Genomic DNA, 26,095 nt, shown 5'->3' on the forward strand with positions numbered 1-26,095 from the left:
CAAGCGTAACTAATACTCCGCGCCATAAATAGCTCGGCCAAAGAATTAGGAGCGTGCAGGATGGCGGAAAGCTTTACGACGACTAATCGATATTTCGATAATAAATATTATCCCCGCGGATTCTCCCGTCATGGTGATTTCACCATTAAAGAAGCACAACTGCTTGAGCGTCACGGTTATGCTTTCAACGAGCTGGATCTGGGCAAACGTGAGCCGGTAACTGAAGAAGAAAAACTGTTTGTTGCGGTATGCCGTGGTGAACGTGAGCCGGTTACCGAAGCTGAACGTGTGTGGTCTAAATACATGACGCGTATTAAGCGTCCAAAACGCTTCCACACGCTGTCTGGTGGGAAACCTCAGGTGGAAGGTGCAGAAGATTACACCGAATCTGATGATTAAGAAAAAAGGGCGAAAGCCCTTTTTTTATGCCAGCAGTTTTTGCAAATGAATGAGTAACCTGTCTATCGCCCGGTACCCAACGGCTTCCTGTAAGTGTTGGCGAGAGATGTGATCACACTGTTCGATATCCGCAATTGTTCGCGCGACCTTTATCAGGCGCAACCAGGCGCGGATAGACAATCCGAGATGCGCGAGCGTTTCTTCAAGCCACTGTGCATCGTCGCTGCGCAGTACGCAGTATTTATGAATATCCTGACTGTCCAGGTACGCGTTTAACTTATTTTGCCGCTGATACTGACGCTCTCGTGCTGCCATAACGCGTTGCTTCACCGTGGCGCTATCTTCCCCTTTCACCGCGCTCTGACTGAGTATGCCTGGTGGCGGTAAAGGGACTTCAAGGGAGAGATCGAAACGGTCGAGAAATGGGCCTGACAATCGATTGAGGTAGCGCAGCGTCTGTTCTGGGGTACAACGGTTATGGTTCCCCTGATAATGGCCTGTCGGGCTTGGATTCATTGCCGCTATGAGTTGAAAGCGTGCGGGATAGGTTATTTTTGCTCTGGTACGGGACAGATGTATCTGTCCGGACTCAATGGGTTCGCGCAGTGCATCCAGCGTGCGTCGCTCGAATTCGGGGAGTTCATCCAGGAACAGTATGCCGTTATGCGCCAGAGATATCTCGCCTGGCGCAGGAATCGAGCCTCCACCGACCATGGCGGTTAATGAAGCACTGTGATGCGGCGAACGAAAAGGGCGTTGCTTCCACTGTTTTTGTATTCTGTCGGAATTGACCAGACTGAGTATCGCGGCACTTTCCAGCGCTTCATCGTTGTTTAGTGGCGGGAGCAGTCCCCTTAGGCGACTGGCCAGCATGGTTTTGCCCGTACCCGGCGGGCCAATGAGCAAGAGGTTGTGACCGCCAGCGGCGGTAAGCTCCAGCCCGCGTTTACCCTGTTCCTGGCCGATAACATCACTTAGGTCATCGGCTAATGCGTTGGGTGTAAAATCTGCGGATGATGGCCTGTCTAAATCATGCTTACCTTCAAGAAATGCGCATACGGCCTGCAGGTGATCGGCTATCAGGCACCCATCGCCGTGTATCAGTCCAACTTCAGCGGCATTCTCTTTTGCGACAATAATTCTCCTGCCTACTCGAATGGCCTCGGTTGCGCTTGATATCGCGCCGGGAACGCCACGTAACGCGCCTGTAAGCGCTAATTCACCTACCAGCTCATAAGTATCGAGGTTATGGGTTGTAAGCTGCTCAGACGCTGCCAGAAGCGCAACTGCAATAGGTAAATCATATCGCCCCCCTTCTTTTGGGAGATCGGCCGGCGCGAGGTTTATGGTTATCTTTTTTGCCGGGTATTCATAACCGCTATTAATTATCGCACTACGTACCCGATCGCGTGCCTCTTTCACCGTCGTTTCAGGCAGCCCCACCATGGTTAAGCCAGGCAATCCGTTGCTGATATGTACCTCGACGGTTATAGCTGGCGCATTGACGCCCAGTGCGGCGCGTGTGTGAACAATCGATAGTGACATAACCCCTCCTTATGAACGCATTATGTCGCAATATATCGTGGCAAGATTTAACGTAATTGCGTTTTTTAGACACTGATTCCCGTATTTTCGTGTGATTTATTACTGCTTGCATGTAGCCTGGAATAACGCTCGCAAACGCTTTTGAATGACGTTTTTATTGGGGAGGGGGTTACCGCGAATCACCTGAAACGTGAAATATTTTCATTTTTGATTTTTTGTATAAAAAACAAAGGTATTTATCGAAACCGTTAACAACGTCAGAAAAACGAATAAAAAAATATCTTGTGTAAATTGCAAATTCTATGGTAACTCTTTAGGTATTCCTTCGAACAAGATGCAAGAAAATACAAAAATGACAGCCCTTCTACGAGTGATTAGCCTGGTCGTGATTAGCGTGGTGGTGATTATTATCCCACCGTGCGGGGCTGCACTTGGACGAGGAAAGGCTTAAAAAACAAGCCTTAACGAACTAAGACCCCCGCACCGAAAGGTCCGGGGGTTTTTTTTGACCTTAAAAACATACACGAGGAGCAGAAAGTGAATGGCAGCATAAAATTCTGTTTCTCAAGATTTACGGCGGGGATGTAACTATGAATGGGGCACAGTGGGTGGTACATGCGTTGCGCGCACAAGGGGTTCAAACCGTCTTTGGTTATCCCGGTGGCGCAATTATGCCGGTTTACGATGCGTTGTATGACGGCGGCGTAGAACACCTGTTGTGTCGGCACGAGCAGGGCGCGGCAATGGCTGCAATTGGCTATGCCCGTGCGACCGGTAAAACCGGTGTTTGTATCGCGACTTCAGGCCCTGGTGCGACCAACCTGATCACAGGCCTTGCCGATGCGCTGTTAGATTCTGTTCCTGTGGTAGCAATCACCGGCCAGGTAGCATCACCTTTCATCGGAACGGATGCGTTCCAGGAAGTGGACGTTCTCGGTATGTCTCTGTCCTGCACCAAACACAGTTTCCTGGTGCAGTCACTGGAAGAGCTGCCGCGCATCATGGCTGAGGCTTTCGCCGTGGCGAATTCCGGTCGTCCGGGTCCGGTTCTGGTTGATATCCCAAAAGACATCCAGTTAGCCAGCGGTACGCTGGAACCGTATTTTACGACCGTCGAAAACGTAGAGGCTTTCCCGCACGCTGACGTTGAGCAGGCGTGTAAAATGCTGGCGCAGGCGCAGAAACCGATCCTGTACGTAGGTGGTGGCGTTGGTATGGCGCAAGCGGTCCCGGCCCTGCGTGAGTTTATCGCAGTAACCCAAATGCCAGTCGCCTGCACGCTGAAAGGTCTTGGCGCAGTAGATGCGGACTACCCGTACTATTTGGGCATGTTGGGAATGCACGGCACTAAAGCGGCAAATTTCGCGGTGCAAGAGTGTGATTTACTGTTAGCAGTGGGCGCGCGTTTTGATGACCGGGTGACCGGCAAGCTGAATACTTTCGCACCGAACGCCAGCGTAATCCACATGGATATCGACCCCGCGGAAATGAACAAACTGCGTCAGGCACACGTGGCGCTGCAAGGTGATTTAAATTCTCTGCTGCCGGCATTACAGCAATCGCTGAAGATTGACGCATGGCGTCAGCACAGTGCAGAACTGCGCACAGAACATACCTGGCGCTACGATCATCCGGGTGAGGCTATCTATGCGCCGCTGCTGTTAAAGCAGTTGTCCGATCGCAAACCTGCGGACAGCGTAGTGACAACGGATGTTGGGCAGCATCAGATGTGGTCGGCGCAGCATATGACCTACACCCGTCCGGAAAATTTCATCACCTCGAGCGGGCTGGGTACGATGGGCTTTGGCCTGCCAGCGGCGGTTGGCGCGCAGGTTGCTCGCCCAAACGATACGGTAATCTGTATCTCCGGTGACGGTTCCTTCATGATGAATGTACAGGAACTGGGCACCGTAAAACGCAAGCAGTTGCCGCTGAAGATAGTCTTACTCGACAACCAGCGGTTAGGCATGGTGCGACAATGGCAGCAGCTGTTTTTCCAGGAACGTTATAGCGAAACCACCCTTACCGATAACCCCGATTTCCTCATGTTGGCCAGCGCCTTCGGCATACCTGGTCAACACATCACCCGTAAAGACCAGGTTGAAGCGGCACTCGACACCATGCTGAACAGCGAGGGGCCATACCTGCTTCATGTCTCAATCGACGAACTTGAGAATGTCTGGCCTCTGGTGCCGCCTGGCGCCAGCAACTCAGAAATGCTGGAGAAATTATCATGATGCAACATCAGGTCGCCGTTGAGGCTCGCTTCAATCCGGAAACGTTAGAGCGCGTTTTACGCGTGGTACGCCATCGTGGTTTTCAGGTGTGCTCCATGAATATGGAAGCCGCCAGCGATGCGCAGAATATAAATATCGAATTGACCGTTGCCAGCCCCCGGTCGGTCGACTTACTGTTTAGTCAGTTAAGTAAACTGGTAGACGTTGCACATGTTGCTATCTGCCAGAGCACAACCACATCACAACAAATCCGCGCCTGAGCGCAAAAGGAAGAAAAATGACGACGAAAAAAGCTGATTACATTTGGTCTAATGGCGAGATGATTCGTTGGGAAGACGCGAAGGTCCACGTGATGTCCCACGCGCTGCATTACGGTACTTCTGTATTTGAAGGCATCCGTTGCTACGATTCTCACAAAGGGCCGGTGGTGTTCCGTCATCGCGAACATATGCAGCGTCTGCGTGATTCAGCCAAGATCTATCGTTTTCCGGTTTCTCAAAGCGTTGACGAGCTGATGGAAGCTTGCCGTGAGGTGATTCGTAAAAATAACCTGACCAGTGCCTATATCCGTCCGCTGGTGTTTGTTGGCGACGTGGGGATGGGCGTTAACCCGCCTGCGGGATACACCACCGATGTGATTATCGCCGCGTTCCCGTGGGGAGCTTACCTCGGTGCTGAAGCGCTGGAGCAGGGGATCGACGCAATGGTTTCTTCCTGGAACCGTGTTGCGCCGAACACCATCCCTACCGCTGCTAAAGCTGGTGGTAACTACCTGTCTTCACTGCTGGTAGGTAGCGAAGCGCGTCGTCATGGCTATCAGGAAGGCATTGCGCTGGATGTGAATGGCTACATCTCCGAAGGCGCAGGCGAAAACCTGTTTGAAGTAAAAGACGGCATTCTGTTTACCCCGCCGTTCACCTCTTCCGCGCTGCCGGGTATCACTCGTGATGCGATCATTAAGCTGGCGAAAGATCTCGATATCGAAGTGCGTGAGCAGGTGCTGTCTCGTGAATCGCTGTACCTGGCCGACGAAGTGTTCATGTCCGGTACCGCGGCCGAAATCACCCCAGTACGCAGCGTCGATGGTATCCAGGTGGGCGAAGGCCGCTGTGGCCCGGTCACCAAACGCATCCAGCAGGCCTTCTTTGGCCTCTTTACCGGCGAAACGGAAGATAAATACGGCTGGTTGGATCAGGTTAATCAATAAACATAAATTTGGGACGGCACGCACCGTCCCAATTATTAGACAGACGGGAGTTAATCAAGCATGCCTAAGTATCGTTCTGCCACCACCACCCACGGCCGCAACATGGCGGGTGCCCGCGCACTGTGGCGCGCCACCGGGATGACCGATGATGACTTCGGTAAACCGATTATCGCAGTGGTGAACTCCTTTACCCAGTTTGTGCCGGGTCACGTCCACCTGCGCGATCTTGGTAAGCTGGTTGCCGAACAAATCGAAGCCTCCGGCGGCGTTGCCAAAGAGTTCAACACCATTGCGGTGGATGATGGTATCGCGATGGGCCACGGAGGCATGCTTTACTCACTGCCGTCGCGTGAGCTGATCGCTGACTCCGTTGAGTACATGGTTAACGCCCACTGCGCCGATGCGATGGTCTGCATCTCCAACTGCGACAAAATCACCCCCGGGATGTTAATGGCCTCTTTGCGCCTGAACATTCCGGTGATCTTCGTTTCCGGCGGCCCGATGGAAGCCGGGAAAACCAAGCTCTCTGACAAAATCATCAAGCTTGATCTGGTTGATGCGATGATTCAGGGCGCAGACCCAAAAGTGTCGGATTCGCAGAGCGAGCAGGTTGAACGTTCCGCCTGTCCGACCTGCGGCTCCTGTTCCGGTATGTTCACCGCCAACTCGATGAATTGCCTGACCGAAGCGCTGGGCCTGTCGCAGCCGGGTAACGGTTCACTGCTTGCAACTCACGCCGACCGTAAAGAACTGTTCCTCAACGCAGGTAAACGCATCGTCGAGCTGACCAAACGCTACTACGAGCAGGATGACGCTTCCGCGCTGCCGCGTAACATTGCCAGCAAGGCGGCGTTTGAGAACGCCATGACGCTGGATATCGCCATGGGCGGCTCCACAAACACCGTTCTGCACCTGCTGGCGGCCGCTCAGGAAGCGGAAATCGACTTCACCATGAGTGATATCGATAAGCTGTCCCGCAAAGTCCCGCAACTGTGTAAGGTTGCGCCGAGTACGCAGAAATACCATATGGAAGACGTGCATCGCGCGGGCGGCGTACTGGGTATTTTAGGCGAACTGGACAGAGCCGGGCTGCTGAACCGCGATGTAAAAAACGTGCTGGGGCTGACTCTGCCGCAAACGCTCGATCGGTATGACGTGATGCTGACCAAAGACGATGCGGTGAAAAAAATGTTCCGCGCAGGCCCTGCCGGCATTCGTACCACCCAGGCATTCTCACAGGATTGCCGCTGGGACACGCTGGATGACGATCGCGCTGAAGGTTGTATCCGCTCACTGGAGCACGCTTACAGCAAAGACGGCGGTCTGGCAGTACTGTACGGTAACTTTGCGGAAAACGGCTGTATCGTAAAAACCGCAGGTGTGGATGACAGCATCCTGAAGTTCACCGGCCCGGCAAAAGTGTATGAAAGCCAGGACGAGGCGGTTGAGGCCATCCTCGGCGGCAAAGTGGTTGCAGGCGACGTAGTAGTGATTCGCTACGAAGGGCCGAAAGGCGGGCCGGGCATGCAGGAAATGCTCTACCCAACCACCTTCCTGAAATCGATGGGTCTCGGCAAGGCCTGTGCGCTGATTACCGATGGTCGTTTCTCCGGCGGTACTTCGGGGCTTTCTATTGGTCACGTTTCTCCGGAAGCGGCCAGCGGCGGCAATATCGCGATCATCGAAGATGGTGACATGATTGCTATCGACATCCCGAACCGTGGCATTCAGCTGCAGTTGAGCGATGCAGAAATTGCTGCGCGTCGTGAAGCGCAGGAAGCACGCGGTGACAAAGCCTGGACGCCAAAAGATCGTCAGCGTCAGGTCTCCTTTGCCCTTCGCGCCTATGCCAGCCTGGCAACCAGTGCCGACAAAGGTGCGGTGCGCGATAAATCGAAGCTGGGAGGCTAATCTTCATGGCGGATTCACAACCTCTATCCGGCGCTCCTGAGGGCGCCGAGTATCTCAGAGCGGTACTGCGTGCGCCGGTATACGAAGCGGCGCAGGTAACGCCGCTACAGAAAATGGAAAAACTCTCTTCACGGCTCGATAACGTGATTCTGGTGAAGCGTGAAGACCGTCAACCCGTTCACAGCTTCAAGCTGCGCGGAGCCTATGCCATGATGGCGGGCCTGACCGAAGAGCAAAAAGCGCATGGCGTCATCACCGCATCGGCTGGTAATCATGCCCAGGGCGTTGCGTTCTCTTCTGCGCGATTAGGCGTGAAGGCGCTGATTGTCATGCCAACGGCTACCGCCGACATCAAAGTGGATGCAGTGCGTGGCTTCGGCGGTGAAGTGCTGCTGCACGGCGCGAACTTTGATGAGGCCAAAGCCAAAGCGATTGAACTGGCGCAGCAGCAAGGGTTCACCTGGGTTCCGCCGTTCGATCATCCGATGGTGATTGCCGGTCAAGGCACGCTGGCGCTGGAGTTACTGCAGCAGGATGCGCACCTTGACCGCGTGTTTGTGCCGGTTGGCGGCGGTGGTCTGGCGGCGGGTGTAGCTGTGCTGATTAAACAGCTGATGCCGCAAATCAAAGTGATTGCGGTAGAAGCCGAAGATTCTGCCTGCCTGAAAGCGGCGCTGGATGCCGGCCATCCGGTTGACCTGCCGCGCGTGGGTCTCTTTGCTGAAGGCGTGGCGGTGAAGCGCATCGGTGATGAAACCTTCCGCCTGTGCCAGGAATATCTCGACGATATCGTCACCGTGGATAGCGATGCTATCTGCGCGGCGATGAAAGACCTGTTCGAAGATGTACGTGCGGTGGCGGAGCCTTCCGGGGCGCTGGCGCTGGCGGGCATGAAAAAATACATCGCCCAGCACAACATTCGCGGTGAACGTCTGGCGCACGTGCTCTCCGGCGCGAACGTTAACTTCCACGGCCTGCGCTACGTCTCCGAACGCTGCGAGCTGGGGGAACAGCGTGAAGCGCTACTGGCGGTGACGATTCCAGAAGAGAAGGGCAGCTTCCTGAAGTTCTGCCAACTGCTGGGTGGGCGATCGGTCACCGAGTTCAACTACCGTTTTGCCGACGCGAAAGATGCCTGCATTTTTGTTGGCGTTCGCTTGAGCCGGGGTCTGGAAGAGCGCAAAGAGATTTTGCAGTTGCTCAACGAGGGCGGTTACAGTGTGGTTGATCTGTCCGACGATGAAATGGCGAAGCTGCACGTGCGCTATATGGTCGGTGGACGTCCTTCTAAGCCGCTACAGGAGCGTCTCTACAGCTTCGAGTTCCCAGAATCACCGGGTGCGCTGCTGAAATTCCTGCACACCTTAGGCACGCACTGGAATATCTCTCTGTTCCACTATCGCAGTCACGGCACCGATTATGGTCGCGTACTGGCGGCGTTTGAGTTGGGCGAACATGAGCCTGATTTTGAAACGCGGCTCAATGAGCTGGGCTACGATTGTCACGACGAGACGAATAACCCGGCGTTCCGCTTCTTCCTGGCGGGCTAACGGCAACCATTAAAAAAGGGTTCATGTTTTCACATGAACCCTTTTTTTATCGCGTTATCCGCTAATTACAGCGTGATCACGTCGAATTCAACTTCGGTGTTCACGTCTGCATCGTAGTCCACGCCGTCGAGGGCAAAACCGAACAGGTTCAGGAATTCCTGCTTGTAGCCTGCATAGTCGGTTTCTTGCGCCAGGTTTTCGGTGGTGATCAGCGGCCACAGATCGCGACACGCCTGCTGAATGTCGTCACGCAGTTCCCAGTCATCCATACGGATACGCTGGTTGTCATCAAGCGCCACTTTATCGCCGTACAGGCTGGTGGTCATCAGACGATTGATCTGCTCGATACAACCTTCGTGAATCCCCTGTGCTTTCATCAGCTTGAAGACCATGGAGATGTACAGCGGCATCACTGGAATAGCGGAAGATGCCTGGGTGATGACGGACTTCAGTACGGCAACGTTAGCGGAACCGTTCAGCGGTGCCAGTTGGTTACGCAGTTCACCCGCCGCGCGATCGAGGTCTTCTTTCGCTTTACCCAGCGCGCCGTGCCAGTAGATTGGCCAGGTCAGGTCGGTACCGATGTAGGAGTAGGCTACGGTTTTCACGCCTTCAGTCAGCACGCCAGCTTCGCTCAGCGCGCCCATCCACAGTTCCCAGTCTTCGCCGCCCATTACGGTAACGGTGTTCTGAACTTCTTCTTCGGTTGCCGGCTCAATGCTGGCGGTGATGATCTGATCTTTGTTGGTATCAATCGCTTTAGAGGTGTAAACCTCGCCGATTGGCTTCAGCGCAGAACGAACAATTTCACCGGTTTTCGGCATTTTACGCACCGGGGAAGCCAGTGAGTAAACCACCAGGTCAATCTGACCCAGGTCTTCTTTGATCAATTTGATCACTTCATCGCGGCACTCGTCGGAGAACGCGTCGCCGTTGATGCTTTTGGAATACAGACCTTCGCGTTTTGCGGCTTCATCAAAAGCCGCCGAGTTATACCAGCCCGCGGAACCTGGTTTGGTATCCGTACCCGGTTTTTCGAAAAATACGCCGATAGTGGCGGCACCGCTGCCGAACGCGGCGGAAATTCTGGAAGCAAGGCCGTAACCGGTGGAAGCACCGATGACCAGCACGCGGGAAGGGCCGTTAGCGATTTTCCCGTTTTTCTTCACATAATCGATCTGTTTTTCCACATTGACTTTGCAGCCAGTCGGATGGGTCGTTGTACAGATGAATCCACGAATTTTGGGTTTGATTATCATAATGATGGCTAATTAAGTTTGTATTTTCGCTGTCAAGTGCGCAATGACACCGTCTGTTCTGGCTTGCTAAACGTGATGGTTAACAAGCCCCCCACATCTATTATGGCACGGGACATTATACAGAAAAGGAGTGCCAATACTGAATCTACCACTGATTTTAGGCCTGACGCTGGCGCTACTCGGCGGATTTACGTTCCAGAACAATCTTCCAGAACGCATCGATCAGCGGTTCATGCAGCCGCTTTTTCGGCGCGCAGACGCCCAGCTCGAACGGTGTTTTTTCGTCACTGCGCTCTAAAATCATCACGCGATTACGTACCGGCTCCGGGCTATTTTCCAGCACCACTTCCGGCAGCAGCGCTACGCCGCAGCCCAGCGCCACCATTGAAACCATCGCTTCGTGGCCACCCACAGTGGCGTAAATCGATGGGTTGCTGATTTTGTGACGACGGAACCACAGCTCGATGCGGCGGCGTACCGGACCCTGATCGGCCATGATAAACGGCACCGTCGACCAGTCCGGCTTTTCGACCGAAACCTGATTACGTACTGGGCAGGGTAGCGCAGGGGCGATCAGCACCACCGTCAGATTCTCCAGCATCGAAAACGCCACCGCGCCGGGCAGCGTTTCGGGCTTACCAGCAATCGCCAGATCGGCCTCACCGGTGACCACTTTGTCCATCGCATCGGCGGCGTCGCCGGTGGTGAGCTTAATTTCCACCGACGGGTGCTCGGCGCGGAAACGGTCAAGAATCGGCGGCAGGTGGCTGTAGGCAGCGGTCACCGAGCAGAAAATATGCAGTTCGCCCGACAGCGACGGTCCCTGCTGATCGAGGGTGTGGCGCAACTGCTGATACTGCAACAGCGTCTGTTGGGCAAATACCCGCAGCTCTTCACCCGCTTCGGTCAGCGTGACGGTACGGTTATCGCGTACAAAAAGCGGCTGTCCGAGATCTTCTTCCAGGCGCTGAATCTGCCTGGAGAGCGTGGAGGGACTGACGTGCATCGCCCGCGCGCTGCGGCCAAAGTGGCAGCTTTCCGCCAGATGCAGGAACATTTTCAGATCGCGTAAATCCACCGGCGAACCTCTTTATTTTGACGTTGCAGATATTGCAATGTGACGTTGTGAATATATCAATTTCCGCAATAAATTTCCTGTTGTAATGTGGGTTCATTCTCGCAAAAGCGAACCGAATAATAAGCACCACAACACAACATCACGGAGTACACCATCATGGCTAACTACTTTAATACACTGAATCTGCGCCAGCAGCTGGCACAGCTGGGTAAATGTCGCTTTATGGGCCGCGACGAATTCGCCGATGGCGCGAGCTACCTTCAGGGTAAAAAAGTGGTCATCGTCGGCTGTGGTGCCCAGGGTTTGAACCAGGGTCTGAACATGCGTGACTCCGGTCTGGATATCTCCTACGCACTGCGTAAAGAAGCGATCGCTGAGAAACGTGCTTCATGGCGTAAAGCGACCGAAAACGGCTTTAAAGTAGGTACCTACGAAGAGCTGATCCCGCAGGCTGACCTGGTAGTTAACCTGACGCCAGACAAGCAGCACTCCGACGTTGTTCGTTCCGTACAGCCGCTGATGAAAGACGGCGCGGCGCTGGGTTATTCCCACGGTTTCAACATCGTTGAAGTGGGCGAGCAGATCCGTAAAGACATTACCGTAGTGATGGTGGCACCGAAGTGTCCGGGTACCGAAGTGCGTGAAGAGTACAAACGTGGTTTCGGCGTACCGACGCTGATCGCGGTTCACCCGGAAAACGATCCAAAAGGCGAAGGCATGGCCATCGCTAAAGCCTGGGCAGCGGCAACTGGCGGTCACCGTGCTGGCGTACTGGAATCCTCCTTCGTGGCAGAAGTGAAATCTGACCTGATGGGCGAACAGACTATCCTGTGCGGTATGCTGCAGGCCGGTTCTCTGCTGTGCTTCGACAAGCTGGTGGCAGAAGGTACCGACCCGGCTTACGCAGAAAAACTGATTCAGTTTGGCTGGGAAACCATCACCGAAGCGCTGAAGCAGGGCGGCATCACCCTGATGATGGACCGTTTGTCTAACCCGGCGAAACTGCGTGCTTATGCACTGTCCGAACAGCTGAAAGAGATCATGGCGCCGCTGTTCCAGAAACACATGGACGACATCATCTCCGGTGAATTCTCTTCCGGCATGATGGCTGACTGGGCGAATGACGATAAGAAACTGCTGACCTGGCGTGAAGAGACCGGTAAAACCGCGTTCGAAACCGCACCGCAGTTTGAAGGTAAAATCGGCGAGCAGGAGTACTTCGATAAAGGCGTTCTGATGATTGCGATGGTGAAAGCGGGCGTTGAGCTGGCGTTCGAAACCATGGTGGATTCCGGCATCATCGAAGAGTCTGCTTACTACGAATCACTGCACGAACTGCCGCTGATCGCCAACACCATCGCCCGTAAGCGTCTGTACGAAATGAACGTGGTTATCTCCGATACCGCAGAATACGGTAACTATCTGTTCTCTTACGCTTGCGTACCGCTGCTGAAAGAGTTCATGACTGAAATCCAACCGGGTGACCTGGGCACAGCGATTGCCGAAGGCGCAGTAGACAACGCGCAACTGCGCGACGTGAACGATGCGATTCGTGGTCATGCTATCGAAAAAGTGGGCCAGAAACTGCGTGGCTATATGACCGATATGAAGCGTATTGCGGTCGCAGGCTAATAAATCTTGTCGGGTGGCGCTTCGCTTACCCGACCTACAAAATCGTAAAATGTAGGCCGGGTAAGGCGTAGCCGCCACCCGGCTTTTTTAGTTGCGGTACAGCACTTTAATGATGTGGTAGCCGAACTGAGTGTGCAGCGGGCCGGTTGGCTCCAGCACTGGGCAGGAGAAGACCACTTTGTCGAACGCCGGAACCATCTGGCCCTGACGGAATTCTCCTAAATCACCGCCGCGTTTGCCCGACGGGCAGATGGAGTGTTTCTTCGCCAGCTTGCCGAAGTCGGCGCCGTTTTTAATCTGTTCCAGAAGATCCAGTGCCAGTTTCTCTTCTTTAACAAGGATATGCACTGCTGCTGCTGTTTTTGCCATGATCGTGCCTTGAGTGGGGTGGTTAAGGCTGGCTATACTACCACGCTGTTATTCTCCCCTCCCGACTTTCATGAGTGACCCTTTATGCGTTTGAACCCCGGACAACAACAAGCCGTCGAATTCGTCACCGGACCCTGCCTGGTGCTGGCGGGTGCGGGTTCCGGCAAAACGCGTGTTATCACTAACAAAATTGCCCATCTGATCCGTGAATGTGGCTATCAGGCACGACATATTGCAGCCGTAACCTTTACCAATAAGGCTGCGCGTGAGATGAAGGAGCGCGTGGCGCAAACGCTGGGTCGTAAAGAAGCTCGTGGGTTGATGATCTCCACTTTCCACACACTGGGGCTGGATGTCATTAAGCGTGAGTATGCGGCGCTGGGGATGAAGTCGAACTTCTCGCTGTTTGATGATACCGATCAGGTGGCCCTGCTTAAGGAGCTGACCGAAGGGCTAATTGAAGACGATAAACTTATCCTTCAACAGCTGATCTCGACGATCTCCAACTGGAAAAACGATCTGATGACCCCGGCGCAGGCTGCGGCCAGCGCAAAGGGTGAGCGCGATCGTATTTTTGCCCACTGCTATGGTCTGTATGACGCGCATATGAAGGCGTGTAACGTCCTTGATTTTGACGATCTGATTCTTCTCCCCACGCTGTTATTGCAGCGTAATGAAGAAGTGCGTGAGCGCTGGCAAAATCGAATCCGCTACCTGCTGGTGGATGAATATCAGGATACCAACACCAGCCAGTACGAGCTGGTGAAGTTGCTGGTGGGGAAACGTGCGCGCTTTACCGTCGTGGGTGATGACGATCAGTCGATCTACTCCTGGCGCGGTGCGCGTCCGCAGAACCTGGTGCTGCTAAGCAAAGATTTTCCGGCGCTGCAGGTGGTGAAACTGGAGCAAAACTATCGTTCATCAGGGCGTATCCTGAAGGCGGCGAACATCCTCATTGCGAATAACCCGCACGTCTTTGAAAAGCGCCTGTTCTCTGAACTGGGCTACGGCGCTGAGCTGAAGGTGCTGAGCGCGAATAATGAAGAACACGAAGCGGAACGCGTGACCGGGGAATTAATTGCTCATCACTTTGTGAACAAGACGCAATATAAAGACTACGCCATCCTCTATCGTGGCAACCATCAGTCGCGCGTGTTCGAAAAGTTTCTGATGCAGAACCGCATCCCGTACAAAATTTCCGGCGGCACGTCGTTCTTCTCGCGTCCGGAGATTAAAGATCTGCTGGCCTACCTGCGCGTGCTGAGCAACCCGGATGATGACAGCGCATTTTTGCGCATCGTAAACACGCCAAAGCGTGAAATCGGTCCAGCCACGCTGCAAAAGCTGGGGGAATGGGCGATGACGCGTAATAAAAGCCTGTTTACCGCCAGCTTTGATATGGGGCTTAGCCAGACGCTGACCGGGCGCGGGTATGATTCACTGACCCGCTTTACCCACTGGTTGGGTGAAATTCAACGCCTGGCGGAGCGCGAACCAGTTGCCGCCGTACGCGATCTGATCCATGGCATTGATTACGAATCCTGGCTGTATGAAACCTCGCCGAGTCCGAAAGCGGCTGAAATGCGTATGAAAAACGTCAACACGCTGTTCAGCTGGATGACGGAGATGCTGGAAGGCAGTGAACTGGAAGAGCCAATGACCCTGACTCAGGTCGTTACCCGCTTTACCCTGCGCGACATGATGGAGCGCGGAGAGAGCGAAGAAGAGCTGGATCAGGTACAGTTGATGACGCTGCACGCTTCAAAAGGGCTGGAGTTTCCTTACGTGTTTATGGTGGGAATGGAAGAAGGATTTTTGCCGCACCAGAGCAGTATTGATGAAGACAATATCGATGAAGAGCGCCGCCTGGCTTACGTCGGGATTACGCGTGCGCAGAAAGAACTTATCTTCACGTTGTGTAAAGAGCGCCGCCAGTACGGTGAGCTGGTGCGACCAGAACCGAGCCGTTTCCTGTTGGAACTGCCACAGGATGACGTCATCTGGGAACAGGAGCGTAAAGTGGTGAGCGCCGAGGAGCGGATGCAAAAAGGGCAGGCCAGCATCGCTAATATTCGGGCTATGATGGCGAAAGCCAAAGAGAAGTAATATTTGGTAGGCTGGATAAACGCTATCCGGCAGCCAGCATCTAACGCACTTCCAGCGGCCAGTGGACATAGCTTTGCCACTGGATTTCCTGATCGATCAACTCTGTACCTAATGGATGATGTTCCAGCCAGCCTTCCGGCAGCGTTAGCGTCAGATTCTCATCCTGAGCTTGCAGGGTGATATGCGGCACTAAATCATCGCGACGGCGAGCGGCGAAGATGATTGCCAGGCGCAGTAAACGGCAAAGGTGCTCCGCGATGCGCGGGGGCACAGCGTTTTGCTGGTGGAGCGAAGAGAGATCGACCGGATTGGTCTGGTTGAGCAACAGCGTGGCTAACAGTTTTTTCTGCGCGGGAGTAAAGCCCGGGAGATCGAGATTACGTACCAGCCAGGCGGCATGCAACGGTGCCTGCTTATACTCTACGCTCAGCCCAATTTCATGCAGCTGACAGGCACTTTGCAGCAGTTCACGGCTAATGGCTTCAAGATGCCACTCATCTTTCACCTGATCGAATAAATGTACAGCCAACTGTGCGACGCGGTTTGCCTGATCGGTGTCGACCATAAAACGACGCTGAATATTACGCAGCGTACGGCTGCGAATGTCCTGATCAACCGGCAGGTGCAGCATGCCGTAGACCAGACCTTCGCGCAGTGCGCCGCCTGCCAGGGTCATGCATTGAATATTCAGTTCGGTGAAAATGGCGAGCAGAATGGCCAATCCACTGGGGAAAACCAGCGCTCGCTCCAGCGTTAACCCTTCGATTTCCAGTTCTTCCAGACGACCACAGTGAATGGCGCGCTGCTTAAGCTGCTGAAGTTTTGCCAGCGTAATGCGCTCATCCATGCCCTGTGCCATCATGATTTCCTGCAACGCCTGGACGGTACCTGAGGCACCAACGCAAACTTTCCAGCCATGAAAACGCAGTTTGTCGGCAACCGGGCGCAGAACTTCGCGAGCCGCTTTCTCAGCTTCGTCAAAGTTTTCCTGTGCCAGATTACGATCGGTGAAATAGCGTTCGAGCCAGGTGACGCAGCCCATTGACAGGCTAAACAGAGAGGTGGTTTGCGCACCGGAACCGGTAACCAGTTCAGTGCTGGCCCCGCCAATGTCGACGACCAGACGCTGATCGGCACCGCCGGTGGTGTGGGCAACACCTTGATAAATCAGACGCGCTTCTTCTTCACCGCTAATGACCTGGACAGGGCAGCCGAGGATCTCTTGCGCTTTGGCGATAAACTCATTGGCGTTTACCGCGATGCGTAATGTTGCAGTTGCAACCACACGGATTTGCGGCTGAGGGATATCCTGCAGACGTTCAGCAAACAGACGCAGACATTGCCAGCCGCGCTCCATAGCCTCAGCGGAAAGAACGTTGTCGCCGTTGAGGCCAGCGGCCAGACGCACCTTGCGTTTAATACGCGTAAGCGTCTGAATGCTACCCGCCACCTCGCGTACAACCAGCATATGAAAACTATTCGAGCCTAAATCGATTGCGGCGTACAGCGAAGTGGTTGTGAGCATATCTTACGTTAACCTGAACGACGACGATTACGCGGAGCACCACCGGTACGGCGTGGGCCATTGCCTGTGCGTGGACGCGTTAAGCGTAACGGCTTCGGCAGATCGGTCATCAGCGCATCCGGGTTGTACTTGCTGACCGGGATTGAGTGGCCGATATAGGTCTCGATTGCGGGTAAATTCAGCGCGTATTCTTCACAGGCAAGGCTGATAGAGTGACCGCTTGCACCTGCGCGTCCGGTACGACCGATACGGTGAACGTAATCTTCACAATCATCCGGCAGGTCATAGTTAAATACGTGCGTTACGGCTGGGATATGTAGACCACGTGCGGCGACATCCGTCGCAACGAGAATGTCGAGATCGCCACGGGTGAATTCATCCAGAATACGCAGACGTTTTTTCTGCGCCACGTCACCGGTCAGCAGACCGACGCGATGACCGTCAGCGGCAAGGTTGCCCCAGATATCTTCACAACGATGCTTGGTGTTAGCAAAGACGATGGCGCGATCTGGCCACTCTTCTTCAATCAGCGTTTGCAGCAAACGCATTTTCTCTTCGTTGGAAGGATAGAAGAGTTCTTCTTTAATACGGTGACCTGTCTTCTGTTCCGGTTCAACTTCTACATACTCGGCGTTGTTCATCTGTTCGAACGCCAGTTCGCGAACGCGGTAAGAGAGGGTTGCAGAAAACAACATGTTCAGACGTTGTGTGGTTGGCGGCATACGACGGAACAGCCAACGGATATCTTTAATAAAGCCCAGATCGTACATACGATCGGCTTCATCCAGCACCACGACCTGAATCGCGCCCAGGTTAATGTGGTTCTGTTTTGCATAGTCGATGAGACGACCAGTTGTGCCGATAAGAATATCGACGCCGCTTTCCAGCACTTTCAGCTGTTTGTCATAACCGTCGCCGCCATAAGCCAGGCCTAATTTCAGACCGGTAGTCTGTGCCAGCGGCTCGGCGTCGGCGTGGATCTGCACGGCTAACTCACGCGTTGGCGCCATAATTAACGCACGCGGTTGGTTCACCTTGCGATCGGCAATCGCGGGATGAGAGAGAAGATAATGAAACGTTGACGTAAGGAACGCCATCGTTTTTCCGGTACCGGTTTGCGCCTGCCCTGCAACATCACGACCTGCCAGCGTTAGCGGCAGCGCGAGGGCCTGAATGGGCGTGCAGTTATGAAAGCCTTTATTTTCAAGGGCTTCTATCACCTTTGGGTGCAGGGCGAAGTCGGAAAACTTCTGTTCTGTTAAATGTGTTTTGCTCATAGTGTGGTAGAATATCAGCTTACTATTGCTTTACGAAAGCGTATCCGGTGAAATAAAGTCAACCTTTAGTTGGTTAATGCTACATCAACACGTCGTTGATTAAGGGTACACCAACGCACCAGGCTTATTCCTGTGGAGTTAATATGAGCGATAAAATTATTCACCTGACTGACGACAGTTTTGACACGGATGTACTCAAAGCGGACGGAGCTATCCTCGTTGATTTCTGGGCAGAGTGGTGCGGTCCGTGCAAAATGATCGCTCCGATTCTGGATGAAATCGCTGACGAATATCAGGGCAAATTGACGGTTGCTAAACTGAATATTGACCAAAACCCAGGCACCGCGCCGAAGTATGGTATCCGTGGCATCCCGACCCTGCTGCTGTTTAAAAACGGCGAAGTTGCGGCGACTAAAGTCGGCGCGCTGTCCAAAGGTCAGTTGAAAGAATTCCTCGACGCTAATTTAGCGTAAGGAAGTCTCATGATCGGGCGACCATAGTTCGAAATTATTCGGATGACTGGACGCCCGACTTGAGTCGTGCTAAGTTAGTGTTGACTTCGTATTAAACATACCTTATTAAGTTTGAATCTAGTTATATCCAATACTTCCCGTAGTTTCTCGCGCGAGAAGTGGACAGATTTCTGGCTTATCATTCAATCCGTCTTGTCGTTTCAGTTCTGCGTACTTTCCCGTGACCAGACAGCGAACAGACATGAGTTGATGGCCGTAAACAGGCATGGATGACCCTGCCATACCATTCACAACATTAAGTTCGAGATTTACCCCAAGTTTAAGAACTCACACCATTATGAATCTTACCGAATTAAAGAATACGCCGGTTTCTGAGCTGATCACTCTCGGCGAAAATATGGGCCTTGAAAACCTGGCTCGTATGCGCAAGCAGGACATTATTTTTGCCATCCTGAAGCAGCACGCAAAGAGTGGCGAAGATATCTTTGGTGACGGTGTGCTGGAGATATTGCAGGATGGATTTGGTTTCCTCCGCTCTGCAGACAGCTCCTACCTCGCCGGTCCTGATGACATCTACGTTTCTCCCAGCCAAATCCGCCGTTTCAACCTCCGCACTGGTGATACCATCTCTGGTAAGATTCGCCCGCCGAAAGAAGGTGAACGCTACTTTGCGCTGTTGAAAGTTAACGAAGTTAACTACGACAAACCGGAAAATGCCCGTAACAAAATCCTCTTTGAGAACTTAACCCCGCTGCACGCAAACTCTCGTCTGCGTATGGAACGTGGTAATGGTTCTACAGAAGACTTAACGGCGCGTGTACTGGATCTGGCATCGCCGATCGGTCGTGGCCAACGTGGTCTGATTGTTGCTCCGCCGAAAGCGGGTAAAACCATGCTGCTGCAGAACATTGCGCAGAGCATTGCTTACAACCATCCGGACTGCGTGCTGATGGTGCTGCTGATTGACGAACGTCCGGAAGAAGTTACCGAGATGCAGCGTCTGGTGAAAGGTGAAGTGGTTGCTTCTACCTTTGACGAACCAGCCTCCCGCCACGTTCAGGTTGCTGAAATGGTTATCGAGAAGGCGAAACGTCTGGTTGAACACAAGAAAGACGTTATCATCCTGCTTGACTCCATCACTCGTCTGGCGCGTGCTTACAACACCGTAGTACCGGCTTCCGGTAAAGTTCTGACCGGTGGTGTGGATGCTAACGCCCTGCATCGTCCGAAGCGTTTCTTCGGTGCTGCGCGTAACGTGGAAGAAGGCGGTAGCCTGACCATCATCGCAACTGCGCTGATCGATACCGGCTCTAAAATGGATGAAGTTATCTACGAAGAGTTTAAAGGTACCGGCAACATGGAACTGCATCTCTCTCGTAAGATTGCTGAAAAACGCGTCTTCCCGGCTATCGACTACAACCGTTCCGGTACCCGTAAAGAAGAGCTGCTCACCACTCAGGAAGAGCTGCAGAAAATGTGGATCCTGCGCAAAATCATCCATCCGATGGGTGAAATCGACGCCATGGAATTCCTCATTAACAAGCTGGCGATGACCAAGACCAATGACGACTTCTTCGATATGATGAAGCGTTCCTGATCCGAGCATCATCTGAAAACGCCACGTTTTTACGTGGCGTTTTGCTTTTATGGATGTAATCTTAACGACACAATAATAATAATACGGTATGACATACCGCCAGGCGAAGAAGGGTTCTAAATCGCATTTTGTGGTTAATAATCATACAGAACCACCTGATATGGAATCGGGTTTCTCTTCTGAATATGCGCCTCGATGGTTATACTTCATATATTGATATTCTTTGAGAGCATGTATAGTGAATTTACTGACAGCAAGTACTGATCTCATCAGTATTTTTTTATTCACAACGCTGTTTCTTTTCTTTGCCCGCAAGGTTGCGAAAAAGATAGGATTGGTGGATAAACCCAACTTCCGCAAACGTCATCAGGGACTGATTCCGCTGGTTGGAGGGATTTCGGTTTACGCAGGCATTTGCTTTACATTCCTCATCGCCGATTATTACATCCCGCATGCTACTCTCTACCTGGCCTGTGCCGGGGTATTGGTATTTATCGGTGCCCTGGATGACCGTTTTGATATCAGTGTAAAAATTCGCGCGACCGTCCAGGCCATTATCGGCATTATTATGATGGCTGTTGGTAAGCTCTATCTGTTAAGCCTTGGGTATATTTTTGGTCCCTGGGAGATGGTGCTCGGTCCCTTTGGTTATTTCCTTACCCTTTTTGCCGTCTGGGCGGCGATTAACGCCTTTAATATGGTGGATGGGATCGATGGCCTGTTAGGTGGGTTATCCAGCGTTTCATTTGGAGCGATGGGCCTTATCCTGTGGTTTGACGGACAGACGAGCCTGGCTATCTGGTGTTTTGCCATGATCGCCGCCATTTTGCCTTATATCATGTTGAACCTGGGTATTCTCGGACGCCGCTATAAAGTCTTTATGGGCGATGCGGGCAGTACACTGATTGGCTTCACTGTAATTTGGATCCTGCTGGAGACCACTCAAGGAAAAACGCATCCTATTAGCCCGGTCACCGCTCTGTGGATTATCGCCATTCCGCTAATGGATATGGTGGCGATTATGTATCGTCGTTTACGTAAAGGTATGAGTCCTTTCTCCCCAGATCGCCAACATATTCATCACTTAATCATGCGCGCCGGGTTTACTTCCCGACAGGCTTTTGTCCTGATTACGTTGGCTGCCGCGATTCTGGCTGCAATCGGCGTACTGGCTGAATATTCCCGGATCGTTCCGGAATGGGTGATGCTGGTGCTCTTTTTACTGGCATTTGTTTTATACGACTATTGTATTAAACGAGCCTGGAAGGTAGCGAGATTTATCAAACGCGTGAAGCGCAAGCTGCGTAGAAACCGTGAAAGTAAACCAAACTTAACCAAATAAATTGAGGGTACGATGACACAACCATTACCGGGGGAACACGCCATGAGCGCTGAAAATGAACTGGATATCCGTGGGTTGTTTCGTACCTTGTGGGCAGGGAAGGTGTGGATCGTCGGTGTAGCGCTCGCCTTCGCGATAGTCGCTCTCGCCTATACGTTTTTTGCTCGTCAAGAGTGGAGCGCGACGGCGATTTCAGACAGGCCAACGGTCAATATGTTGGGCGGTTATTACTCTCAGCAGCAGTTTTTGCGTAACCTGGATATCAAGGCCAGTCTTGCATCTGCGGACCAGCCGTCGGTGATGGATGAAGCCTATAAAGAATTCATTATGCAACTTGCCTCCTGGGATACACGCCGTGAATTCTGGCAGCAGACTGATTACTATAAGCAACGTATGGTGGGTAACAGTAAAGCCGATGCGGCGATGCTGGATGAACTGATCAATAACATTCAGTTTATGCCTGGCGATGCGTTACGTAATACCAATGACAGCGTGAAGCTGATTGCCGAGACGGCACCAGATGCCAACAATCTGCTGCGTCAGTACGTCGCGTTTGCCAGCCAGCGCGCAGCGCGTCATTTGAATGACGAGTTAAAGGGAGCCTGGGCTGCGCGCACTGTTCAGATGAAGGCGCAGGTTAAACGTCAGGAAGAAGTGGCGAAGTCGATATTCTCTCGCCGAGTTCACAACATTGAGCAGGCGCTCAAAATTGCTGAACAGCATAATATTTCTCGTAATTCCACAGATGTTCCGGCCGAAGAATTACCTGATTCTGAACTGTTTTTGCTTGGACGTCCGATGCTGCAAGCGAGACTCGAAAATTTGCAGTCCGTTGGTCCTGACTTCGATCTGGACTACTTCCAAAACCGAGCCATGCTTAACACTCTGAACGTTGGGCCGACTCTGGATCCGCGTTTTCAGACCTATCGTTATTTGCGTACGCCGGAGGAGCCGGTAAAACGTGACAGCCCTCGTCGTGCCTTCCTGATGATTATGTGGGGCATCGTAGGGGCTCTGATCGGTGCTGGTGTCGCGTTAACCCGTCGCCGCGCGATTTAGCCATACCGTTGCAGTGAGGGGCTGGGCCCTCACTGCCAATCCGAAGAGAATCGATGTGAAAGTACTGACTGTATTTGGCACGCGACCGGAGGCCATCAAAATGGCTCCTCTGGTTCATGCGTTGGCAAAAGATCCTGATTTTGAGGCAAAAGTTTGCGTCACGGCGCAGCATCGGGAGATGCTCGATCAGGTGTTGAACCTCTTTTCCATTGTACCTGACTACGATCTCAATATTATGCAGCCAGGTCAGGGACTCACAGAAATTACCTGCCGAATACTGGAAGGCTTAAAGCCAATTCTGGCTGATTTTAAACCTGATGTGGTGTTGGTTCACGGCGATACCACGACCACCATCGCCACCAGTCTGGCTGCATTCTATCAGCGCATTCCTGTAGGGCATGTCGAGGCTGGTTTACGTACCGGCGATCTCTACTCTCCCTGGCCGGAAGAGGCGAACCGTACGCTGACCGGGCACCTGGCGATGTATCATTTTGCGCCAACAGAAAACTCGCGGCAAAATCTGTTACGGGAAAATATTCCCGAAAATCGTATTTTCGTCACGGGCAATACGGTTATTGATGCGTTGATCTGGGTTCGTGACCGTGTGCTAGCGAGCGATGCATTGCGGGCGGAACTGGCTGAGCATTATCCTTTCCTAAGTTCAGATAAAAAGATGATACTGGTGACCGGTCATCGTCGGGAAAGCTTCGGCCGCGGCTTTGAAAACATCTGCCACGCGCTGGCGGAAATTGCTGCGGCTAATCAAAATGTGCAGATTGTCTATCCGGTACACCTGAACCCTAACGTCAGCGAGCCGGTCAATCGCATCCTGGGCCACGTTGAAAATGTGATTCTGATTGAACCGCAGGACTACATGCCATTCGTCTGGCTGATGAACCACGCCTGGCTGATCCTTACAGATTCTGGCGGGATTCAGGAAGAAGCCCCATCGCTGGGGAAACCCGTGCTGGTGATGCGCGAAACAACTGAGCGTCCGGAAGCCATTACTGCAGGTACGGTACGTCTGGTGGGGACAGACCCGCAGCGTATTGTCGAAGAAGTCACGCGTTTGCTGCATGACGACAATGAATATCAAACCATGAGCCGCGCCCATAACCCGTATGGTGACGGGCAGGCATGTGATCGCATTTTACACGCGTTAAAAAATAATCGGATATCGCTATGAGTTTTACGACTATTTCTGTCATTGGGCTGGGATATATCGGACTGCCAACGGCGGCTGCGTTTGCTTCCCGTCAAAAACATGTGATTGGCGTAGATGTAAACCAACATGCGGTGGATACTATTAATCGCGGTGAAATTCACATTGTCGAGCCGGATCTGGGTGCGGTGGTGAAAACGGCGGTTGAAAATGGATTTCTGCGTGCGACCACGGCACCTGTAGATGCTGATGCCTATCTGATTGCTGTGCCCACTCCGTTTAAGGGCGATCATGAACCCGATATGGTGTATGTAGAAGCCGCGGCGAAATCTATTGCGCCAGTGCTGAAAAAAGGTGCGTTGGTGATTCTGGAATCAACGTCACCCGTTGGGGCAACTGAACAGATGGCCGCATGGCTTGCAGAAATGCGCTCCGATCTGACTTTCCCGCAGCAGGTCGGTGAACAGGCTGACGTTAACATTGCTTATTGCCCAGAGCGTGTGCTGCCGGGACAGGTCATGGTTGAGCTGATCAAAAACGATCGCGTAATTGGCGGAATGACCACCGTCTGCTCCGCACGCGCCAGCGAGCTGTACAACATCTTCCTTGAGGGTGAATGTGTGGTGACCAACGCCCGCACCGCGGAAATGTGCAAGCTGACTGAGAACAGCTTCCGTGACGTTAATATCGCCTTCGCCAATGAGCTGTCGCTAATTTGTGCCGATCAGGGGATTAACGTTTGGGAACTGATTCGTCTGGCAAATCGTCATCCGCGTGTAAATATTCTGCAACCGGGGCCGGGCGTGGGTGGACACTGTATCGCTGTCGATCCGTGGTTTATCGTGGCGCAAAATCCGCAGCAGGCGAAATTGATCCGCACTGCGCGAGAGGTAAACGATGGTAAGCCTCATTGGGTGGTCGATCGGGTAAAGGCCGCTGTAGCCGACTGTCTGGCTGACACCAACAAACGGGCCAGCGATGTGAAAATTGCCTGTTTTGGTCTGGCATTCAAACCGAATATTGACGATTTACGAGAAAGCCCGGCGATGGGCATTGCGCAAAGTATCGCGCAATGGCACAAAGGCGAAACGCTGGTGGTGGAACCGAACATCCATCAACTGCCGAAAAAACTGGACGGCATTTGCCGACTGGCGACACTGGGCGACGCGCTGGCAAGTGCCGATGTGCTGGTTATGCTGGTCGACCATAATGAGTTTAAAGCCATTAAAGGCGATGCGGTTCAACAGCAGTACATTGTTGATACCAAAGGGGTTTGGCGCTAATGAGACGAATTCTGGTTACCGGTGGAGCGGGATTCATCGGCTCGGCGGTTGTACGGCATATCATTCAGGAGACCCAGGATGCGGTAGTGGTGGTCGATAAGCTGACCTACGCCGGAAACCTGATGTCGCTGGAGCCGGTTGCACAGAATCCCCGTTTTTCCTTTGAGAAAGTCGATATCTGCGATCGGACATCGCTCGACAGGGTATTTCAACAATACCAGCCAGACTGCGTGATGCATCTGGCGGCAGAAAGCCATGTCGATCGCTCTATCGACGGCCCGGCTGCCTTTATCGAAACCAACATAGTGGGGACCTACACGCTGTTGGAAGCAGCGCGCGCTTACTGGAGTGCATTAGCCGGCGATAAAAAATCAGCGTTTCGTTTTCATCATATCTCGACTGACGAGGTGTATGGCGATCTCCATTCCACTGATGATTTCTTTACCGAAACCACGCCGTATGCGCCGAGCAGCCCTTATTCCGCGTCGAAAGCCAGCAGCGACCATCTGGTTCGCGCATGGTTGCGTACCTATGGTCTGCCAACGCTCATTACCAACTGTTCTAACAACTATGGTCCCTACCATTTCCCGGAAAAACTGATTCCTCTAATGATCCTCAACGCATTGGCGGGAAAACCGCTGCCGGTGTACGGCAATGGGCAACAGATCCGTGACTGGCTGTATGTAGAAGATCACGCCAGGGCGCTCTATTGCGTGGCGACAACGGGTGCGGTTGGGGAAACCTATAATATTGGTGGTCATAACGAGCGTAAAAACCTGGATGTTGTCGAAACGGTTTGCAGCCTGTTGGAAGAGCTGGCACCGCAAAAACCGCAGGGCACTGCGCGGTACCGCGACTTGATCACTTTTGTGGACGATCGCCCAGGACATGATTTGCGTTACGCCATTGATGCGTCGAAAATTGCGCGTGAACTGGGCTGGGTGCCTCAGGAAACGTTTGAAAGCGGAATGCGCAAAACCGTGCAGTGGTATCTGGATAATCAGGCATGGTGGAAGCCCGTGCAGGATGGCAGTTACCAGGGTGAACGTTTAGGTCTGAAGGGCTAATTGCCTGGTTTTGGCTC

23 protein-coding genes are annotated in these 26,095 nt (G+C 52.9%); 17 read left to right on the top strand and 6 right to left on the bottom strand.

Going from position 1 to position 26,095, the window contains the following annotated elements; all coding sequences use genetic code 11:
- Positions 1-60: 60 nt before the first annotated feature.
- Entirely contained in the window at positions 61-399 is a 339-nt protein-coding gene (gene maoP, locus E1B03_RS01215; protein WP_003018025.1) for a macrodomain Ori organization protein MaoP, read from the top strand.
- 24 nt (positions 400-423) lie between these two features.
- Here maoP and E1B03_RS01220 read toward each other — a convergent pair whose 3' ends face one another.
- On the bottom strand, positions 424-1,944 hold the full coding sequence (locus E1B03_RS01220; protein ID WP_133085567.1) for a YifB family Mg chelatase-like AAA ATPase: 1,521 nt from the start codon (positions 1,942-1,944) through the stop codon (positions 424-426).
- A 352-nt stretch (positions 1,945-2,296) separates the two neighbouring features.
- Between E1B03_RS01220 and ilvL the strand changes: the two genes are divergently transcribed.
- From ilvL to ilvA, 6 genes are all read left to right on the top strand, one after another.
- Entirely contained in the window at positions 2,297-2,395 is a 99-nt protein-coding gene (gene ilvL, locus E1B03_RS01225; protein WP_001311244.1) for an ilv operon leader peptide, read from the top strand.
- 139 nt (positions 2,396-2,534) lie between these two features.
- Positions 2,535-4,181: an acetolactate synthase 2 catalytic subunit gene (gene ilvG / locus E1B03_RS01230; RefSeq protein ID WP_133085568.1), complete on the top strand. Its 1,647-nt coding sequence runs from the start codon at positions 2,535-2,537 to the stop codon at positions 4,179-4,181.
- A complete protein-coding gene (gene ilvM / locus E1B03_RS01235) occupies positions 4,178-4,441 on the top strand; it encodes an acetolactate synthase 2 small subunit (protein ID WP_003018017.1) in 264 nt (87 codons plus the stop codon). The genes ilvG and ilvM overlap by 4 nt, the downstream gene beginning before the upstream one ends.
- Before the next feature lie 17 nt (positions 4,442-4,458).
- On the top strand, positions 4,459-5,388 hold the full coding sequence (locus tag E1B03_RS01240; protein WP_003018014.1) for a branched-chain amino acid transaminase: 930 nt from the start codon (positions 4,459-4,461) through the stop codon (positions 5,386-5,388).
- Positions 5,389-5,448: 60 nt separating this feature from the next.
- Positions 5,449-7,299 (top strand): dihydroxy-acid dehydratase, encoded by a 1,851-nt coding sequence (ilvD, locus tag E1B03_RS01245; RefSeq protein ID WP_133085569.1) that lies wholly within the window; start codon positions 5,449-5,451, stop codon positions 7,297-7,299.
- Between the two features lie 5 nt (positions 7,300-7,304).
- A complete protein-coding gene (ilvA, locus tag E1B03_RS01250) occupies positions 7,305-8,849 on the top strand; it encodes a threonine ammonia-lyase, biosynthetic (RefSeq protein WP_133085570.1) in 1,545 nt (514 codons plus the stop codon).
- A gap of 65 nt (positions 8,850-8,914) precedes the next feature.
- Here the strand turns inward: ilvA and fabV are convergent, their stop codons facing one another.
- Positions 8,915-10,108: an enoyl-ACP reductase FabV gene (gene fabV, locus E1B03_RS01255; protein WP_133085571.1), complete on the bottom strand. Its 1,194-nt coding sequence runs from the start codon at positions 10,106-10,108 to the stop codon at positions 8,915-8,917.
- Positions 10,109-10,283: 175 nt separating this feature from the next.
- Positions 10,284-11,186 carry an HTH-type transcriptional activator IlvY gene (gene ilvY / locus E1B03_RS01260; protein ID WP_103771987.1) on the bottom strand — a complete coding sequence of 301 codons (903 nt, stop codon included), beginning with the start codon at positions 11,184-11,186 and terminating at the stop codon, positions 10,284-10,286.
- Between the two features lie 156 nt (positions 11,187-11,342).
- Here ilvY and ilvC point away from each other — a divergent pair, with 156 nt between their 5' ends.
- Positions 11,343-12,818 carry a ketol-acid reductoisomerase gene (gene ilvC / locus E1B03_RS01265; RefSeq protein ID WP_133085572.1) on the top strand — a complete coding sequence of 492 codons (1,476 nt, stop codon included), beginning with the start codon at positions 11,343-11,345 and terminating at the stop codon, positions 12,816-12,818.
- An 87-nt stretch (positions 12,819-12,905) separates the two neighbouring features.
- On the opposite strand, the gene ppiC is transcribed toward ilvC, so the two are convergent.
- On the bottom strand, positions 12,906-13,187 hold the full coding sequence (gene ppiC / locus E1B03_RS01270; RefSeq protein ID WP_003017999.1) for a peptidylprolyl isomerase PpiC: 282 nt from the start codon (positions 13,185-13,187) through the stop codon (positions 12,906-12,908).
- An 84-nt stretch (positions 13,188-13,271) separates the two neighbouring features.
- On the opposite strand from ppiC, the gene rep reads away from it, so the two are divergent.
- Positions 13,272-15,293, top strand: a complete 2,022-nt coding sequence (rep, locus tag E1B03_RS01275) for a DNA helicase Rep (RefSeq protein ID WP_016157836.1) — start codon at positions 13,272-13,274, stop codon at positions 15,291-15,293.
- Between the two features lie 40 nt (positions 15,294-15,333).
- Here the strand turns inward: rep and gppA are convergent, their stop codons facing one another.
- Positions 15,334-16,818 (bottom strand): guanosine-5'-triphosphate,3'-diphosphate diphosphatase, encoded by a 1,485-nt coding sequence (gene gppA, locus E1B03_RS01280; protein ID WP_103771989.1) that lies wholly within the window; start codon positions 16,816-16,818, stop codon positions 15,334-15,336.
- An 8-nt stretch (positions 16,819-16,826) separates the two neighbouring features.
- Complete coding sequence (gene rhlB, locus E1B03_RS01285) at positions 16,827-18,095, bottom strand: ATP-dependent RNA helicase RhlB (protein ID WP_133085573.1); 1,269 nt, start codon at positions 18,093-18,095, stop codon at positions 16,827-16,829.
- 143 nt (positions 18,096-18,238) lie between these two features.
- Between rhlB and trxA the strand changes: the two genes are divergently transcribed.
- The 8 genes from trxA (at position 18,239) to rffG (ending at position 26,078) form a co-directional block, all read left to right on the top strand.
- The gene (gene trxA, locus E1B03_RS01290; RefSeq protein WP_001280776.1) at positions 18,239-18,568 is read left to right on the top strand and encodes a thioredoxin TrxA; all 330 of its coding nucleotides are present in this window, start codon (positions 18,239-18,241) and stop codon (positions 18,566-18,568) included.
- A gap of 130 nt (positions 18,569-18,698) precedes the next feature.
- Positions 18,699-18,818, top strand: coding sequence for a rho operon leader peptide (locus E1B03_RS01295; RefSeq protein ID WP_103772031.1), 120 nt, complete (start codon positions 18,699-18,701; stop codon positions 18,816-18,818).
- An 87-nt stretch (positions 18,819-18,905) separates the two neighbouring features.
- Positions 18,906-20,165 carry a transcription termination factor Rho gene (gene rho, locus E1B03_RS01300; protein ID WP_002437993.1) on the top strand — a complete coding sequence of 420 codons (1,260 nt, stop codon included), beginning with the start codon at positions 18,906-18,908 and terminating at the stop codon, positions 20,163-20,165.
- Positions 20,166-20,403: 238 nt separating this feature from the next.
- Positions 20,404-21,507 (top strand): UDP-N-acetylglucosamine--undecaprenyl-phosphate N-acetylglucosaminephosphotransferase, encoded by a 1,104-nt coding sequence (wecA, locus tag E1B03_RS01305; RefSeq protein ID WP_103771990.1) that lies wholly within the window; start codon positions 20,404-20,406, stop codon positions 21,505-21,507.
- Between the two features lie 12 nt (positions 21,508-21,519).
- On the top strand, positions 21,520-22,566 hold the full coding sequence (gene wzzE, locus E1B03_RS01310; protein WP_103771991.1) for an ECA polysaccharide chain length modulation protein: 1,047 nt from the start codon (positions 21,520-21,522) through the stop codon (positions 22,564-22,566).
- Between the two features lie 55 nt (positions 22,567-22,621).
- A complete protein-coding gene (gene wecB / locus E1B03_RS01315; protein ID WP_103771992.1) occupies positions 22,622-23,752 on the top strand; it encodes a non-hydrolyzing UDP-N-acetylglucosamine 2-epimerase in 1,131 nt (376 codons plus the stop codon).
- Positions 23,749-25,011 (top strand): UDP-N-acetyl-D-mannosamine dehydrogenase, encoded by a 1,263-nt coding sequence (gene wecC, locus E1B03_RS01320; protein ID WP_133085574.1) that lies wholly within the window; start codon positions 23,749-23,751, stop codon positions 25,009-25,011. The genes wecB and wecC overlap by 4 nt, the downstream gene beginning before the upstream one ends.
- Positions 25,011-26,078, top strand: a complete 1,068-nt coding sequence (rffG, locus tag E1B03_RS01325) for a dTDP-glucose 4,6-dehydratase (protein ID WP_133085575.1) — start codon at positions 25,011-25,013, stop codon at positions 26,076-26,078. Before wecC ends, rffG begins: the two co-directional genes overlap by 1 nt.
- Positions 26,079-26,095 lie beyond the last annotated feature (17 nt).

Origin of the sequence: Citrobacter arsenatis, from assembly GCF_004353845.1 — a bacterium.
GTDB classification, from domain to species: Bacteria; Pseudomonadota; Gammaproteobacteria; order Enterobacterales; family Enterobacteriaceae; genus Citrobacter; species Citrobacter arsenatis.

Excerpts from the sequence above, each read along its gene's own strand:
- maoP (WP_003018025.1), top strand. The coding sequence starts at position 61 with ATGGCGGAAAGCTTTACGACGACTAATCGATATTTCGATAATAAATAT.
- E1B03_RS01220 (WP_133085567.1), bottom strand. The coding sequence starts at position 1,944 with ATGTCACTATCGATTGTTCACACACGCGCCGCACTGGGCGTCAATGCG.
- ilvL (WP_001311244.1), top strand. The coding sequence starts at position 2,297 with ATGACAGCCCTTCTACGAGTGATTAGCCTGGTCGTGATTAGCGTGGTG.
- ilvG (WP_133085568.1), top strand. The coding sequence starts at position 2,535 with ATGAATGGGGCACAGTGGGTGGTACATGCGTTGCGCGCACAAGGGGTT.
- ilvM (WP_003018017.1), top strand. The coding sequence starts at position 4,178 with ATGATGCAACATCAGGTCGCCGTTGAGGCTCGCTTCAATCCGGAAACG.
- E1B03_RS01240 (WP_003018014.1), top strand. The coding sequence starts at position 4,459 with ATGACGACGAAAAAAGCTGATTACATTTGGTCTAATGGCGAGATGATT.
- ilvD (WP_133085569.1), top strand. The coding sequence starts at position 5,449 with ATGCCTAAGTATCGTTCTGCCACCACCACCCACGGCCGCAACATGGCG.
- ilvA (WP_133085570.1), top strand. The coding sequence starts at position 7,305 with ATGGCGGATTCACAACCTCTATCCGGCGCTCCTGAGGGCGCCGAGTAT.
- fabV (WP_133085571.1), bottom strand. The coding sequence starts at position 10,108 with ATGATAATCAAACCCAAAATTCGTGGATTCATCTGTACAACGACCCAT.
- ilvC (WP_133085572.1), top strand. The coding sequence starts at position 11,343 with ATGGCTAACTACTTTAATACACTGAATCTGCGCCAGCAGCTGGCACAG.
- ppiC (WP_003017999.1), bottom strand. The coding sequence starts at position 13,187 with ATGGCAAAAACAGCAGCAGCAGTGCATATCCTTGTTAAAGAAGAGAAA.
- rep (WP_016157836.1), top strand. The coding sequence starts at position 13,272 with ATGCGTTTGAACCCCGGACAACAACAAGCCGTCGAATTCGTCACCGGA.
- gppA (WP_103771989.1), bottom strand. The coding sequence starts at position 16,818 with ATGCTCACAACCACTTCGCTGTACGCCGCAATCGATTTAGGCTCGAAT.
- rhlB (WP_133085573.1), bottom strand. The coding sequence starts at position 18,095 with ATGAGCAAAACACATTTAACAGAACAGAAGTTTTCCGACTTCGCCCTG.
- trxA (WP_001280776.1), top strand. The coding sequence starts at position 18,239 with ATGAGCGATAAAATTATTCACCTGACTGACGACAGTTTTGACACGGAT.
- rho (WP_002437993.1), top strand. The coding sequence starts at position 18,906 with ATGAATCTTACCGAATTAAAGAATACGCCGGTTTCTGAGCTGATCACT.
- wzzE (WP_103771991.1), top strand. The coding sequence starts at position 21,520 with ATGACACAACCATTACCGGGGGAACACGCCATGAGCGCTGAAAATGAA.
- wecC (WP_133085574.1), top strand. The coding sequence starts at position 23,749 with ATGAGTTTTACGACTATTTCTGTCATTGGGCTGGGATATATCGGACTG.
- rffG (WP_133085575.1), top strand. The coding sequence starts at position 25,011 with ATGAGACGAATTCTGGTTACCGGTGGAGCGGGATTCATCGGCTCGGCG.